The organism is Streptomyces sp. NPDC096048 (genome assembly GCF_044763415.1).
In the GTDB taxonomy this organism is placed as follows: domain Bacteria; phylum Actinomycetota; class Actinomycetes; order Streptomycetales; family Streptomycetaceae; genus Streptomyces.
Map to the genome: position 1 here is coordinate 515293 of NZ_JBIWGG010000002.1, position 15339 is coordinate 530631.

Here is a 15339-nt window from a genome sequence, read left to right on the forward strand (position 1 = left end):
GGCCGGGCCACCGCCGCCCCGGCCCCGCCCTCCCCCCTCGCCATCACTACACGTCGGTCTTCCCGACCCGTCACGACCTGCTATGGGAGCGCTTCCATGCTTGAGTCCGCAACGCCGGTGACCCCGGTGACCTTCCCCCCTGCCTTCCTGTGGGGCGCCGCGACCTCGGCGTACCAGATCGAGGGCGCGGTGCGGGAGGACGGCCGTACCCCCTCGATCTGGGACACCTTCAGCCATACGCCGGGGAAGACGGCCGGCGGCGAGACCGGTGACATCGCTGTCGACCACTACCACCGCTACCGCGACGACGTGGCGCTGATGTCCGAGCTGGGTCTGGGCGCCTACCGCTTCTCCGTCTCCTGGCCCCGCGTGCAGCCGACCGGCCGCGGCCCCGCGGTCCAGCGCGGCCTGGACTTCTACCGGCGCCTGGTGGACGAGCTGCTGGCCGCCGGGATCAAGCCCGCCGTCACCCTCTACCACTGGGACCTGCCGCAGGAGCTGGAGGACGCGGGCGGCTGGCCCGAGCGGGACACGGCGTACCGGTTCGCCGAGTACGCGCAGATCGTCGGCGAGGCGCTCGGCGACCGGGTCGAGCAGTGGATCACGCTCAACGAGCCGTGGTGCGCCGCCTTCCTGGGCTACGCCTCCGGAGTGCACGCCCCCGGCCGTACCGACCCGGCGGCCTCGCTGCGCGCCGCGCACCACCTGAACCTGGCGCACGGCCTGGGCACGGTGGCCCTGCGTTCGGTGATGCCGGCCCGCAACTCGGTGGCGATCAGCCTCAACACCTCCGTGGTCCGGCCGCTGTCGCAGCAGCCCGCGGACCTGGCGGCGGCACGGAAGATCGACGACCTGTCCGGCGGGATCTTCCACGGCCCGATCCTGCACGGCGCCTATCCGGCCACCCTGCTGGAGGCGACGGCGTCGGTGACCGACTGGTCGCACGTCGAGGACGGCGACCTGGGGCTGATCCGGCAGCCGCTGGACGCGATCTGCCTCAACTACTACACGCCCACCGTGGTGTCGGCGGCCGACGTCGACTCCCGTGCCCCGCGCGCCGACGGACACGGCGCGAGCGACCACTCGCCGTGGCCGGCCGCGGACGACGTGGCGTTCCACCAGCCGCCGGGCGACCGTACGGAGATGGGCTGGAGCGTCGACCCGACCGGCCTGCACGAGCTGATCATGCGCTACCACCGCGAGGCTCCCGGCCTGCCGCTGTACGTCAGCGAGAACGGCGCCGCCTACGACGACAAGCCCGGGGCGGACGGCACGGTCCACGACCCCGAGCGGGTCGCCTACCTGGACGGCCACCTCAGGGCGGTCCGCCGGGCCATCGCCGACGGCGCCGACGTCCGCGGCTACTACCTGTGGTCCCTGCTGGACAACTTCGAGTGGGCCTACGGCTACGAGAAGCGGTTCGGCGCGGTGTACGTCGACTACGCCTCCCAGCAGCGCATCCCGAAGTCGAGCGCCCTCTGGTACGGGCGCGCGGCCCGCACGGCGACGCTGCCGCCGGTGGAGTCGGCCGGGTAGACCCCTGCCCCGAGGGCCGGGGCCCACCGGGGGGGAGGGTGCGGGGGCGCGGCATTCCACGGGGGGTGCCGCGCCCCGGCTTGTGGGGTGCGCGCCGGGTCAGTTGTAGGCGGCGAAGGCCTTCGCGAAGGCGTCCTTCTCCTGGTCGATGGAGCTGCACGTCGCGTCGGCCGCGGGCTTCGGGCCGCCCGGGCATGCCTTGTCGCGGGTCGCGGACCACATCGACAGCCACCCGAGGCCCTTGGACTCGGCGAACTCCACCAGCTGGGTGGCGTCGCCGACCTCGAACACCTCGGAGACGACGTCGTTGACGCCGATCATCGGGGTGACGGCGACCGTCTTCCAGGCCTCGCTGTCGGAGAGCCCGAGGATGCCCTTGACCTGGGCCTGGGTGGCGGTGGCGGCCTGCTCGGCGTAGGTGCCCATGTCGCCGCTGTAGGCGGGGCCGTAGTCCATCGCCATGATGTTGACGTTGCCGATCTCCACGCCGTTCTTCTCGGCGTCGGCGAGGAGGGCGACGCCCGCCTGGGTCAGGCCCTCGGGCATGACCGGCAGGGTGAAGGAGACGTCCAGGCCCGGGTGCCGCTTCTGCAGTTCGGCGATGGCCCGCGAACGGCGGGTGTTGGCGGCCGTGTCGGGCAGGGCGCCGCCCTCGACGTCGAAGTCGACCTTGGTGAGCCGGTAGGTGTCCACGACCTTGCCGTACGCCGCCGCCAGCGCCTCCGCCGTCGTGCACGTCGTGGCCAGTTCGGAGCCGGCCGCACCGCCGAAGGAGACGCGGACGTCGCCGCCCTCGGCGCGCAGGGCGCCTATCTGGTTCGCCACGGCGTCGCTCGCGAGGTCGGTGACGCCGCCCCACTTGGGGGTGCAGCCGCCGCCGTCGGTGACGAAGGCGAGGTTGTAGTTCCGCACGCCGGTCGCCTCGGCGCTCGCGACCAGGTCGAAGGCCGGGTAGAGGGAGGTGTCGACGTAGGGCGCGAAACCCGTGTCGGTGCCGTTGCCGGTGCCGGGGGTCTCGGTGGGCGCCGGGGTGGTGGCCGTGTCGGTCGGTGTCGGCTCGGCGGTGGCCGTGCCGGTCGGGGTGGGAGTCGGCGTGGGCGTCGGGGCGGGGGGATCGGTGGGGCGGCCGCTGGGCTCGGGGGTGGCGCCCTCGTCCGCCGAGCACTCGGCGTCGTCGATGAGGCAACCGGTCGGGTCGTCGGTGCCGTTGACGACCAGGCCGACCGTGACGGACTCGCCGGCCCGCAGACCGTCGCCGTCCCACTTCGGCGGGGTCACGGTGACGTGCTGCCCGCTGACGCTCGACTCGGCGTTCCACAGCGAGCCGAGCTTCGCGCCGGACGGCAGGTCGAACTCCAGCGTCCAGTCCGTCTTCGCCCGGCCGCTGTTGTTGGTGACGACGTACTGGGCGGTGTAGCCCGTCGACCACTCGCTGGTCTTCGTGTACGCGGCCCCGACTCCGGCGGCCTGGGCGGTGCCGGTGAACACCAGGGCGCCACCGCCGGCCACGGCCGCCGCGACGAGTGTGCCGATCGCCTTGTTCCTGCCACTGATCCTGCGTCGGTGTGTGCTCATCGCGTGCCTGCCTTCGCTGTTCACGGTCCCCCGCCGGGGGGCGTTGGGGGGTGGGGTGCGGCAGCACGCTAGCGAGCCCGAAACGGGCAAAGATCCTGATCCGGGCGCCGTTCGGCGATCTTAGGGTGCGCTTAAGGAAGGGATCGGGACCGATTAATGGTCGTGGCCGACCGGGGCTGGCGACGGCGTCGTACGGCTCCCCGGTGCCCCCGCTGCCGGGTCTGCGCCGCCCGCCCGTCCAGCTGGATCCAGATCCGCACCTCGGTGCCGCCGAGCACGGAGGAGCCGATCCGTACGTCCCCGCCCGTCGACTCCGCCAGGCGGCGCACGATGTCCAGTCCGAGCCCGGTCGACCCGTCGTTGCCCGACCCCCGGCCCCGGGCCATCGCCGCGGCGGGGTCGGGTATGCCGGGACCCGCGTCCGAGACGAGCACGATCACCGCGTCCTCGCCGTTGTGGAGGTCGACGGCGAAGGCCGTGCCCTCGGCGGTGTGCCGGAAGACGTTGCCGAGCAGGGCGTCGAGGGAGGCGGCCAGGTCCGCGCGGGCCACGGGTATGCGCACCGGCCGGTCGGCGCCGGCCACCCGCCACTTGCGGCCCTCGTCCTCGGCGAGCGCGGACCAGAACCCCATCCGCTCACGCACCACCTCGGCCGCGTCGCACCCGGCGCCGGGGCCGGCCGCGGCCGTCTGCGGTTTGGCGTCCCGGGCGGTGCGGATGATCGTGTCGACCTCGCGCTCCAGCTGCTCGACGGCGGCCCGGGTCTGGTCGGCGGCCGGCCCGTCGCCGAGCGAAGCCGCGTTGAGCCGGAGCACCGTCAGCGGGGTGCGCAGCCGGTGGGACAGGTCGGCGGCCAGCTCCCGCTCGTTGGCCAGCAGCTGGACGACCTGGTCCGCCATGGAGTTGAACGCGACCGCCGCGAGGCGCAGTTCGTTCGGCCCCTCCTCCGGCACCCGCGCGCCCAGCTTCCCCTCCCCCAGTTCGTGCGCGCCCTCGACCAGGCGTTGCGCGGGCTGCACCATCCGTACGCCCAGCCGGTCGGCGACCGCGACCGAGCCGACGATCAGGGCGGCACCGACCGCGGCGAGCACCGCCCAGGCCGTGCCGACGCCGTTGGTGACCTCGGACTCGGGAACGTAGACCTCGACGACGGCGATCTCACCCGAGCTGAGCGCGACCGGCTGGAGCAGGGTGGAGCCGCCGGACACCTCCGTGGTGGAGGCGCGGCCCATCTCGCGTACGGCGGCGATGTCCTCGTCGGTGGCGCGCTGCCGGCCGATGTCGGTGCCGCCCTCGGTCCCGGTCCCGGCACCGGACGCCGGTATGTGCACGGCCATTCCGGCGTCCGAGCCCGCGGAGGCGACGACGCGCTCCAACTGCTCGCGGTCGGTGGTGATGGACAGTGCCGGGGCGACGGCGGCCGCCTCCCGCTCCGCGTTGGAGAAGGCGCGGTCCCGGGCCATCTCCCGGATGACCAGTCCGAGCGGGATCGCGAAGGCGACCACGACCATCGCGGTGACCGCCAGCGACACCTTGACCAGGGCCCATCTCATCGCGGTGGCTCCGCTCCGGGGAGCCCCGTGGCCGGCCCGGGGAACGGCTCCGCGGGCGGCTCCAGTTTCACGCCGACACCGCGCAGGGTGTGCAGATAGCGCGGCCGGGCCGCGGTCTCGCCGAGTTTGCGCCGCAGCCAGGACAGATGGACGTCGATGGTCTGGTCGTCGCCGTAGGACTGCTGCCAGACCTCGGCGAGCAGTTCCCTGCGGGGGACGACGACTCCCGGCCGGCCGGCCAGGAAGGCGAGCAGGTCGAACTCGCGGCGGGTCAGGTCGAGCCGGGCTCCGTCCAGTTCGGCCTGGCGGCGCAGCGGGTCGACGGTGAGGCCGCCGACCCGGATGACGGTCGAGGGGGCCGCCTCCGCGGGGCCGGTCCGGGCGCGGCGCAGTACGGCCGCCATCCGGGCCGACAGGTGCTCGACGGAGAACGGCTTGGTGAGGTAGTCGTCCGCGCCCGCGTTCAACAGCCGTACGACCTCCGTCTCGTCGTCCCGGGCGGTGGCGACGATCACCGGTACGTCGGTGATGCCGCGCAGCATCTTCAACGCCTCGGAGCCGTCCAGGTCGGGCAGTCCGAGGTCGAGGATCACCACGTCGAAACGGAAATGGGCGACCTCGCGCAGCGCCTCCAGTGCCGTACCGACGCTGCGCACGGTGTGCGAGGCGTCGGTCAGATGCCGGATGAGCGCCGAGCGTACGAACTGGTCGTCCTCGACCACGAGCACACTTGCCATGGGCGGCACCGTACGCCATGCGGACCGACCCGGCTGGGGCCTGTGGACAACTCCGGCCCCGCCCCCGGTCCGCCACGGTCCGCGCTCGTCCCGTCCCCGTCCCGTTCCGCCTCCGTTCCGTCTCCGTTCGGGGCGACACGTGTGTGGCGGGTGAGGCAGTATGGCCGCGATGCGCAGAGGACTCGTACACGTGCTCGCCTGGCTGCTCGCCACCGGCGCGGCGGTCACGCTGTCCTGGTGGGGCGTCCACACGGTGATGGCGGGCACGGCCTACGACCGCCCCCGCGCCCTGCCCATCACGGCGGCCGACACGTCCGTGCGGGAGGCGCGGGAGTCGGAGGACGCCGGGGGCTCGGGATCGCTGGCCTCGTCCACCAAGCGGCCGTCGCCGTCGGGCAGTCCCTCGCGGGAGGCGGGCGAGACCCCCGACGCGCGGTCTCCCGCACCGTCGCGGACCGCGCCGTCCGCTTCGTCCTCCGCCTCCGCCGAGGCTCCGGCGAGTCCCTCGCCCACCACGTCCGGCCGGGTCAGGAGTTACGACACCGACGGCGGACGCGCGGTCTTCGACCTCGGTACGTCGTCCGCGTCCCTGGTGTCGGCGACGCCGGGCGCGGGCTGGTCGATGCAGGTGTGGAAGACGGAGTCGTGGATCCGGGTCGAGTTCACCTCGGGCGCGGACCGGGTGTCGGTGTTCTGCACCTGGCACGACGGACCGCCGCGGGTGGAGATCGGCAGCTACTGAGTCACTGGAAGACGGACGGGGGCGGCGCCGGGGAGGCCACCGCCGCCGCGTCCGTCACGGGTACCGCGCCGCCGGTGAAGTCGGTCAGCGCGCGGCCGTGTTCCACGCGCGCGGGGTGCGGGTCGGAGGCGGCGCGGCGGGTGAGTTCGGCGACCGGCAGCGGGTGGTCGCAGGCGACGAGGATCGCGTTGCCGAAGCGTTTGCCGCGCAGTACGGCCGGGTCGGCGACGAGGGCGAGTTCCGGGAAGCGGTCGGCGGCGGTGGCGATCTGGCCGCGCAGATGGGCGAGCGGCGGACCGTCGGCGAGGTTGGCGGCGAAGACCCCGCCGGGCGCGAGCGTGCGCCGGACCTCGTCCAGGAACTCGGTGGACGTCAGATGGGCCGGGGTACGGGCCCCGCTGAAGACGTCCGCGACGACCAGTTGTGCCCAGCCGTCGGGCACCTTGGCCAGCCCGGCGCGGGCGTCGGCGGAGCGCACCCGGACCCGCGCGCCGGGGTCCAGGGGAAGCTGCCTGCGGACCAGTTGGACGAGACCGGCGTCCTTCTCGACGACCTGCTGGGTGGAGCGGGGTCGGGTGGCGGCGATGTAACGGGCGAGGGTGAAGGCGCCGCCGCCGAGGTGCACGGCCTGCACGGGCTTGCCCGGCGGGGCGGCCAGGTCGATGACGTGCCCGAGGCGGCGCTGGTACTCGAAGGACAGGTACGCCGGGTCGTCGAGGTCGACGTGCGACTGCGGGGCACCGTCGATCAGCAGCGTCCAGGCCCGGTTCCGCTCCCGGTCCGGGATCAGCTCGGCGAGCCCGCCGTCGACGTTCTCGGCGACGGCTTCGGCGGCAGCGCGCCCGCGGCGGGCGCTCCTGGACTTTCCCATCGGCCCATTATCGGCGCACCGGGACAGCGCCGTGCGGCTGGACCTGACACCTCGGCCGCGGCTGTCCGCGGCCTCGATCAGCCGGGGCGGCTCAGCCGCGGCCGTCCCGCGGTTTCGACGATCAGCCGGGGCGCCTCAGCTGCAGCTGTCCGCGGCCTCGATCAGCCGGGCCGCCTCGCCCAGCGCGGCCCGCAGTACCGCGGGATCGGTCGCCAGGTCCGCCTCGCCGGGCGGCAGCAGCCAGTCGGAGCCCTCCACGGGCGGCTCGGGGGCGGGGTCGAGGCTCAGTCCGCGGCCGTCCGTCTCCGTGCAGGTGCTTCCGGGCACGTCCCAGGCGGCGGCCGTGCCCGGGGGCACCAGGAACCCCAGGGTGTCGCAGCCGTCGTCGTGGATCACGGGGCCCACCCCCTCGCCGGCACCCCGCCTGAGGATGTCGACCGCCTCCAGGCCCTGCCGGGCCGGCACGGTGACGACGTCGCAGGCGGCGCAGGGCGGATCGCTGATCCGTCTGGTATCCATCCCGGCCTCCACCACGGAACTCCTCCTTGGACGAGCGGGTCGGGAGTCGGGGGCCTCCCGGTCCACAGGGTTCAACGCGTCGGACCGTCAACGGCTACGGCACAAGTCAGCCGCAAAGGATGGCACTTCATGGCAGATCGTGGATGAGATATCCGGTTTGTAGCCAAACACCGCGTGGTCGCTCCGTCACAGCCGGTACGTTCTTGCTCGCCGGGAACAGGGATGACAAACGGAGGAATCCGCATAACTCGCCCCTGTCCCGGCATGGTTCGACGGTTCGCACGAGAGGACCCGGCCATGGCGTCGTCAACGGTGACCTCCGCCCAGCCCGAACGGCCACCGCGGCCGAACCTCGCCTTCCGGCGGTTGCGCGGCGGGCGCTCGCCGGCCGAGTTCGCGGCGGCGGTGCGCCGGTCCGCGCGTGAGATCGGCGAGCGGGTCAGCTGTGACGCGCGCTACATCGGCCGGGTCGAGGCGGGCGAGATCCGCTGCCCCAACTACGCGTACGAGCGGGTGTTCCTGCACATGTTCCCCGGCCGCACGCTCACCGACCTGGGGTTCGCGCCCCGCTCGTCGGTACGCGGGCGCCGGGCGCGCACCGCGGAGGACGCGCCCCCGGCGTACCCCGAAGGGTCTCCGCGCGCCACAAGTGAGAAGCGGGGCGCGGTCGAGCCGTATGAGACGCAGGACCCGCAGTACCCGCACGACCCGCAGTACCCGCAGTACCCGCAGAACAAGCAGTACTTGTACGACACGCACGACAACAACGAGGAGAGCGACGTGCTGCGTCGCGCATTCATGACGAGCGGTGCCACGGTGGCCGCCGCCTCGCTGGGCCCCCTGGGCCCCGCCCTCGACGCCGCGGCGGTCCAGCGCCCCGTGCGCAGGGCGGGGGCGGGTGACGCGGGCGCCCTCGAGGAAGCCGTCCGCCGGATCCGGCTGCTCGACGACCGGTACGGCGCCGACGGCCTCTACCGGCGCGCGGCGACCCCGCTGCGTACCGCGTACGCGCTGCTGGACGCCGGCGCGACCCGGCAGGCGACAGCGGACCGGCTCTACTCGGGCGCCGGTGAACTGGCGATCTCCGTGGGCTGGCTGGCGCACGACTCCGGGCGCTTCGACGACGCGCGCTCCCACTACGCCGAGGCCCTCGCCACTTCCCGGATGACCGGCGACGCGGGCCTGGAGGCGCACGCCTTCTGCAACATGGCGTTCCTGGCCCGCGACGCCGGGCGCCCGCGCGAGGCGGTACGGGCGGCCCAGGCCGCGCAGCGCGCCGCCCGCCCACTGGGCTCGGCCCGGCTGATGTCCCTGCTCGCGCTGCGGGAGGCGGGCGGTTGGGCGGGGCTGGCCGACCGCGTCGGCTGCGAGCAGGCGCTGGCCCGCGCGCAGGCCTTCTTCGGGCGGGGCCCCTCGGACGCCGACCCCGAATGGATGAGCTTCTACGGCGAGGCCGAGCTGGAAGGGCTGGAGGCCCAGTGCTGGTCCACCCTGGGCGACTGGCCCCGGGCGGCCCGGCACGCGCGCCGGGCAGCCGAACTCCAGGACCCGCACTTCACCCGGAACCTCGCGCTGTACTCGGCGGAACTGGCGGACGACCTGGCGCGCGGCGGCCGGCCCGACGAGGCGGCGGGGGCGGGCATGCGGGTTCTGGACCTGCTGGGCGAGGTCCAGTCGTCACGCGTCCACACGATGCTGTCCGCGACGGCGCGGGTACTCCTCCCGCACCGGCGGGCAGCGGCCGTCTCGGCCTTCCTGGACCGCCACGCGGCGCTGCCACGAACGGCGTGAACCCGGTCACCGCTCCGCCCCCGCCCCCCATCTGCGGGCAGTCGCGCCCCCGGCTGCGGGCAGTCGCGCCGCTGGGGCGGCACGGGTGGGCGCAGCAGCACCCCGCACCGCCGGGCAGCGCACCCACGCGCACCCGCACCGGCACCCGCACCCACACCGGCACCGGCGTCAGCCCGCCAGATGCCCCAGGTCGTTCCAGCTCTCCAGCGCCGGTTCCCCGTACGCCCACCCCAGCACCGACAGCGACGTCGGATTCAGCCGTATCCGTGCCGCGAAGTCCAGCGGCAGCCCCAGCCACCGCGCCCCGATCGACCGGAGTATGTGCCCGTGGGCGAAGACGAGCACGTCGCGGTCCGCCTCACGCGCCCACGCGACGACCTCGTCCGCGCGCGCGGTGACGTCCGCCAGGCTCTCCCCCTCGGGCACCCCGTCCCGCCAGATCAGCCAGCCGGGCCGGGCCGTCCGGATCTCGTCCGGCGTCATGCCCTCGTACGCCCCGTAGTCCCACTCCATCAGCGTGTCCCAGGCCCGGGCCCGCTCACCGAAGCCGGCCAGCTCGCAGGTCTCGCGCGCGCGGGACAGCGGGCTGGTGCGCACCTCGACGCCGGGCAGCCCGTCCAGCGGCGCCCGGTGCAGCCGCTCGCCGAGCAGCTTGGCGCCCCGCCTGCCCTCCTCCAGGAGCGGCACGTCGGTCCTGCCGGTGTGTCTGCCGGACAGCGACCACTCCGTCTGTCCGTGCCGGGCCAGCAGGATGCGCGGTGCCATGGAGAGCGCCTTTCCGGGAGAAATGTCTGAGGGGACCCCTCCATCATCGCGCACGCCGCGCGCGGGCAACCCGGCGGGCGATCCCGGCGTCTATCAGGGCCGAGGGCGCCCAGTGAAGCGGGGCGCACGAGGCCGTAGAGTGTCACGTCCGTGTCGGACCAGGCGCGCGAGAACGAAGGGGGAGGGCGATCGGATTGCCGCACACCGAGACACCGGGCACCGAGGCGCCCCCGAGAACTCGACTGCGCTGGTGGACCGAACTGCCGCTCATCGTCCTCGTCTACGCCTGCTACTCCGCGGGCCGGCTCATGGTCCGGGGCGACGTCTCCGACGCGGTCGACCACGGCCTGGCCATCCTGCGCATAGAGAAGGGGCTGTTCCTCAACGCGGAGCACCCGCTCAACCGCCTTTTCACCCGCGAGCCGTGGGTCGGCATACCGGCCGACTTCTGGTACGCGTCGCTGCACTACCTGGTCACCCCCGCACTGCTGATCTGGATCTTCCGCTCGCGCACCGTGCGCTACCGGGCCGCCCGTACCTGGCTGATGACGTCCACGTTCATCGCCCTCATCGGCTTCACCCTGCTGCCGACCTGCCCGCCCCGGCTGCTGGACGCGAGCCACGGCTTCGTCGACACGATGGCCCAGTACAGCTCGTACGGCTGGTGGGGCGGCGAGGCGAGCGCGCCGCGCGGCCTGGGCGGGATGACCAACCAGTACGCGGCCATGCCGAGCCTGCACGTGGGCTGGGCCCTGTGGTGCGGGGTGATGCTGTGGCGCTACGGCGGCACGCGCACGGCGAAGGCGGCCGGCGTCGTCTACCCGCTGGTGACCACGGTCGTGGTGATGGGCACCGCCAACCACTACTTCCTCGACGCGGTCGCGGGCGCGGCCGTGATGGGCGCGGGACTGCTGCTGACGCCGTACGTGCTGCGGACGGCGGACCGGGTCCGGACCCGGATCGCGGCCCGCTCCACACCGGCCGCGAAGACCCCGGATGGCGCTGGTTCCACGATTGTCAGTGGCGGATGCCAGACTTCCGCGGGTGAGCGATTTCCACGGCAGCGCGAGCAGCGGTTCGGAGCAGGAGCCGAGCCGGACCCCTCCCCAGCGGACGCGGGGGACGAGACTCCGGCACCGGCTCGCTGAGCTGCGCGGGCCCGACGTACCGGCCAAGGCGCTGGACGCGCGGGCCCTGGCCGCCCTCGCCGCCAACCCCGGGTGCCGTCGGCGCGCGATCCTCGACGGTGCCGGGGTGGACAAGGCCTCGCTGGCGAGCGCGCTGGGCTCCCCGGCGGTCTTCGGCCAGTCGCAGTTCGCGTTCATGAGGGGCAACGCCTTCGAGGCGCGCGTCAAGGCGGACGGTGGCGCCGAGCTGCTGCGGCTCGTGCACGAGAAGCTGGACCGGGGCGCCGAACCGCCCGCCGGCGCGCAGGTGCCCGACCTGTCCGCGACGGGCCCCGAGGGCCGCACGGCGCGGACGGCGCTGGCCCTGCGGGAGGCCGTCGGCACGCCCGGGACCTGGACGCTCCTCGACCACCCGATGCTCGCCCTCGACGTCGCCGGTTCCCCCGCGTTCCTGGAGCCGGACGCCGTGGTGGTGCACCCGGACGGCAGCTGGACGGTCGTCGAGATCAAGTCCTTCCCCATGCTGGACGGCTCCGCCGACCCGGCGAAGGTCGGCGCCGCCGCGCGGCAGGCCGCGGTGTACGTGCTGGCCCTGGAGCGGGTCGCCGCCCGCCTGGACCCCGCCCCGCGCGTGCGCCACCGCGTGCTCCTGGTCTGCCCCAAGGACTTCTCCAACCTGCCCACCGCCTCCGCCGTCGACGTGCGCAAGCAGCGCGCGGTCACCGACCGTCAGCTGGCCCGCCTGACCCGCATCGAGACCATCGCCGACGCGCTTCCCGAGGGCGTCTGCTTCTCGCCCGAGCTGCCGGCCGAGGAGCTGACGGCGGCGGTCGAGGCGGTCCCGGCGACCTACGCGCCCGAGTGCCTGTCCGCATGCGAGCTGGCCTTCCACTGCCGCGCCCGGTCCCGTGAGGCCGGCGCGGTGACCTCGCTGGGCCGCCCGGTCCGGGCGGAGCTGGGCGGTCTGTCGACGGTGGATGAGGTGCTGGCGGCGGCCCGCGGGGAGGCCGGCGACCCGGACGACCCGGCGGTGGCCGCCCTGCGCAGGGCGGCTCGGCTGCGCGCGGAGGCACTCGCCACCTCCGGCGTCGCGGTCGGCGGGAGCGGGGTGGCCGGGTGTCACTGATCACGACGCTCGCCCGCCTGGAGGCCGTGCGCACCGGACACGCCCAGCCCGCCGCCACCGTCCGGCACCGGCACCTGTCCGACCGTCCGCTGGTCTTCGTACCGCTGATCACCGCGGGCGAGGCCGGTGCCCCGCTCGGCGCCCTGGTCGGCACCGACCGGGACGCGCCGCACCTGCTGGTCGTCCCGCAGCCCCGCGACCGCGACCTGCGCTTCGCGTTCCTGGCCGAGCTGGCCGGCATCGTGCTGCCGCACGTCGAGGCGTACGCCGACAGCGTCGAGGCCGCCGAGCGCACCGAGACCGACCCGGAGACGGGCAAGCGGGTCAAGGTCGAGGTCGACCTGTGCGCGGACGCGGCGCAGCTGATCGTGCCGAGCCGGGCCGGTGTCGACTTCGTACGGCTGCTGGGCCGGTCGATGCGTTTCCGGCGTACGGCGGAGCAGGACCCGGAGACTCCGCACCCCGCGCCGCCGAGGGTGCCGCTGCTCGGCCGGTGGCTGACCCACTACGGCGAGCGGGCCCGGGTCCCCGGCTCCTCCCTCCTCCTCGCCATGACCGACCTGCTGGGCCGGCACTGGGCGACGGGGCAGTCCACGCTGGAGGACCAGCACCTGGGGGCGCTGCTGGCCTGGATCGCCCCGGAGGCCGGCGGCGCGGGGCTGACCGGGGCGGAGGCCGCGCGGCGGGCCGAACTCGCACGCGACGCCGACGGCCAGTTGCTGTGCCCGCCCGCGGGCCCGGCCACCGACCCGGCCTTCGACAACAAGCTGCTCGCCCCCGCCATCGAACGCTACGACCGTGCCCGCACCGCGCTCGCCGCCGCCGAGGACGGCCTGGAGGCCGACGAACGGCTCGGCGCGCTCACCGCCGCCGAGCGGGAGATCCGCACCCTGGTCGAGAGCCGTACGCGGCCCACCTGGGACCTGGTGTGGCGGGGCCTGGACCTGCTGCGGGAGCTGCCCGCCGGCCCGCATGTCGAGGACCGCTGGACCCGCGACCGCTGGTCGTTCACGTCCCACCGCGACCGCATCCTGTCCGGCGAGCCCCCGCAGCCGCGCCGCGACGACGCGGTGACCGCGGCGAACAAGCTCGCCACGCGCGAGCGTGAACAGGCCCGGCTGGAAGCCCAGGAGGCGCTGGACGATCCGCTGGTGATGGCCGGGCGGCGGCTGTCCGGCGAGGCGTTCGCCGGGGAGGTCACCGACGTGGTCATGGCGTACAGCGAGAGCAAGCGGCCCAGTCCGCGCCCGCTGGTCACGGTCCGCACGGACGACCGCCCGCACCTGGGCGAGCGCGTGAAGGTCTACCGGTCGCTGGGCGGCAAGCCGCAGACGGCGGAGTACGTCGGACCGGCCGCCGAGGACGGACGCGAGGGCGGGTACGAGGGCGGGCTGGTCCTGCGGATCGTCGACAAGATGGGCCGCGGCAAGGAGCCCGAGGCCGGGTCGGTGCCCGAGAAGGGCGACCTGGTCTGCTTCACCCTCTTCGAACACGAGCAGCGGGGCGGCGCGAAGCTGCCCGACCCGGACCGGACCCCGTGGACGCACGGCGGACCGCCCGGCGAGACGGCCGCCGTACCGGAGGCCGCCGACGCCGGGACGGAGGAGGACATCCTGTGACCGCCGAGGCCACCACCGTCCCCGTCGACCCGGCCTTCGACCCGGGCGCCGAAGCCGCCCGCGCCACCGCCGCGATCCTCCACGACACCCTGCACGGCGCCGAGCGCGGCGTCGTCGTCGACTCCCCGCCCGGCGCCGGCAAGTCCACGCTCGTCGTACGGGCGGCGCTGGAGCTGGCCGAGGCCGGCCGGACCCTGATGGTCGTGGCGCAGACCAACGCCCAGGTCGACGACCTGGTCCTGCGCCTCGCCGAGAAGAACCCCGACCTGCCGGTGGGCCGCCTGCACAGCAGCGACGCCGACCCGTACGACAAGGCGCTCGACGACCTGGCGAACGTGCGCAAGTCGGCGAAGGCCGCCGATCTCGCCGGGCAGGCCGTCGTCCTGTCGACCGCCGCGAAGTGGGCGCACGTCAAGGTGGACGAGCCGTGGCGGCACGCGATCGTCGACGAGGCGTACCAGATGCGCTCGGATGCGCTGCTGGCGGTCGCCGGGCTGTTCGAGCGGGCGCTGTTCGTGGGCGACCCGGGTCAGCTGGACCCGTTCTCGACGGTGGGCAGCGAGCAGTGGGCCGGCCTGTCGTACGACCCGTCGGCCTCCGCGGTGACCACACTCCTCGCTCACAACCCGGACCTGCCGCAGCACCGGCTGCCGGTGTCGTGGCGGCTCCCGGCGTCGGCGGCACGGCTCGTCTCCGACGCGTTCTACCCGTACACGCCGTTCCGCAGCGGCACGGACCACGGCGACCGGGCCCTGTCCTTCACGGTGGCGTCCAACGGCTCGGGCCCCGACCATGTGATCGACGAGGCCGCCCGCTCGGGCTGGGGTCTGCTGGAGCTGCCCGCCGGTCACACGCCGCGCACCGATCCGGAGGCCGTACGGGCGGTGGCGGCGGTGGTCCGGCGGCTCCTGGACCGGGAGGGCAGAGCCACGTCCGAACGCTCCCCCGACCCCGTCCCCCTGACCGCCGGCCGCATCGCCGTCGGCACGGCGCACCGCGACCAGGCGGCGGCGGTACGGGCCGCGCTGGCCGACCTCGGGGTGACCGAGGTGACCGTGGACACGGCCAACCGGCTCCAGGGCCGCGAGTACGACGTCACCGTCGTCCTGCACCCGCTCTCCGGCCGCCCCGACGCCACCGCCTTCCACCTGGAGACGGGCCGCCTGTGCGTCCTGGCCTCCCGGCACCGGCACGCGTGCATCGTGGTCTGCCGGGAGGGCGTGAGCGGGTTGCTGGACGACTATCCGTCCACGGAGCCGGTCCAGTTGGGCACGCTGGTGAAGTTCCCGGACGGCTGGGAGGCGAACCACGCGGTGCTGGCGCACCTGGCGGAGCACCGGGTGGGTTGGCGGCCCTGAGCGCGGTGTTCTTGGGGTCG

Annotated in this window: 13 protein-coding genes; 7 read left to right on the plus strand and 6 right to left on the minus strand. The window is 74.4% G+C overall.

The features are described 5' to 3' along the window. Positions 1-96 precede the first annotated feature (96 nt). On the plus strand, positions 97-1536 hold the full coding sequence (locus ACIQ6R_RS06960; protein WP_404219347.1) for a GH1 family beta-glucosidase: 1440 nt from the start codon (positions 97-99) through the stop codon (positions 1534-1536). A 99-nt stretch (positions 1537-1635) separates the two neighbouring features. On the opposite strand, the gene ACIQ6R_RS06965 is transcribed toward ACIQ6R_RS06960, so the two are convergent. The 3 genes from ACIQ6R_RS06965 to ACIQ6R_RS06975 form a co-directional block, all read right to left on the minus strand. Then, positions 1636-3111 carry a cellulose binding domain-containing protein gene (locus ACIQ6R_RS06965; protein WP_404219349.1) on the minus strand — a complete coding sequence of 492 codons (1476 nt, stop codon included), beginning with the start codon at positions 3109-3111 and terminating at the stop codon, positions 1636-1638. A 131-nt stretch (positions 3112-3242) separates the two neighbouring features. Then, positions 3243-4664 carry a sensor histidine kinase gene (locus ACIQ6R_RS06970; RefSeq protein ID WP_404219351.1) on the minus strand — a complete coding sequence of 474 codons (1422 nt, stop codon included), beginning with the start codon at positions 4662-4664 and terminating at the stop codon, positions 3243-3245. Next, positions 4661-5401: a response regulator transcription factor gene (locus ACIQ6R_RS06975; RefSeq protein ID WP_404177220.1), complete on the minus strand. Its 741-nt coding sequence runs from the start codon at positions 5399-5401 to the stop codon at positions 4661-4663. Before ACIQ6R_RS06975 ends, ACIQ6R_RS06970 begins: the two co-directional genes overlap by 4 nt. Before the next feature lie 169 nt (positions 5402-5570). Between ACIQ6R_RS06975 and ACIQ6R_RS06980 the strand changes: the two genes are divergently transcribed. After that, positions 5571-6143: a hypothetical protein gene (locus tag ACIQ6R_RS06980; protein ID WP_404219353.1), complete on the plus strand. Its 573-nt coding sequence runs from the start codon at positions 5571-5573 to the stop codon at positions 6141-6143. A 1-nt stretch (position 6144) separates the two neighbouring features. Here the strand turns inward: ACIQ6R_RS06980 and ACIQ6R_RS06985 are convergent, their stop codons facing one another. Further along, positions 6145-7014 carry a spermidine synthase gene (locus tag ACIQ6R_RS06985; protein WP_404219355.1) on the minus strand — a complete coding sequence of 290 codons (870 nt, stop codon included), beginning with the start codon at positions 7012-7014 and terminating at the stop codon, positions 6145-6147. A 135-nt stretch (positions 7015-7149) separates the two neighbouring features. Beyond that, a complete protein-coding gene (locus tag ACIQ6R_RS06990) occupies positions 7150-7533 on the minus strand; it encodes a hypothetical protein (RefSeq protein WP_404177208.1) in 384 nt (127 codons plus the stop codon). Between the two features lie 297 nt (positions 7534-7830). Here ACIQ6R_RS06990 and ACIQ6R_RS06995 point away from each other — a divergent pair, with 297 nt between their 5' ends. Continuing rightward, entirely contained in the window at positions 7831-9324 is a 1494-nt protein-coding gene (locus tag ACIQ6R_RS06995; RefSeq protein WP_404219357.1) for a hypothetical protein, read from the plus strand. 168 nt (positions 9325-9492) lie between these two features. On the opposite strand, the gene ACIQ6R_RS07000 is transcribed toward ACIQ6R_RS06995, so the two are convergent. After that, complete coding sequence (locus ACIQ6R_RS07000; RefSeq protein ID WP_404219359.1) at positions 9493-10089, minus strand: histidine phosphatase family protein; 597 nt, start codon at positions 10087-10089, stop codon at positions 9493-9495. Between the two features lie 194 nt (positions 10090-10283). On the opposite strand from ACIQ6R_RS07000, the gene ACIQ6R_RS07005 reads away from it, so the two are divergent. The 4 genes from ACIQ6R_RS07005 to ACIQ6R_RS07020 are packed head-to-tail and all read left to right on the plus strand — an operon-like array spanning position 10284 to position 15319. Further along, entirely contained in the window at positions 10284-11237 is a 954-nt protein-coding gene (locus ACIQ6R_RS07005) for a phosphatase PAP2 family protein (protein ID WP_404219361.1), read from the plus strand. Next, on the plus strand, positions 11134-12342 hold the full coding sequence (locus ACIQ6R_RS07010; protein ID WP_404219363.1) for a hypothetical protein: 1209 nt from the start codon (positions 11134-11136) through the stop codon (positions 12340-12342). Before ACIQ6R_RS07005 ends, ACIQ6R_RS07010 begins: the two co-directional genes overlap by 104 nt. Continuing rightward, positions 12333-13961 (plus strand): hypothetical protein, encoded by a 1629-nt coding sequence (locus ACIQ6R_RS07015; RefSeq protein WP_404219365.1) that lies wholly within the window; start codon positions 12333-12335, stop codon positions 13959-13961. The genes ACIQ6R_RS07010 and ACIQ6R_RS07015 overlap by 10 nt, the downstream gene beginning before the upstream one ends. After that, positions 13958-15319, plus strand: a complete 1362-nt coding sequence (locus ACIQ6R_RS07020; RefSeq protein ID WP_404219368.1) for an AAA domain-containing protein — start codon at positions 13958-13960, stop codon at positions 15317-15319. Before ACIQ6R_RS07015 ends, ACIQ6R_RS07020 begins: the two co-directional genes overlap by 4 nt. The last annotated feature ends 20 nt before the right edge of the window (positions 15320-15339 follow it).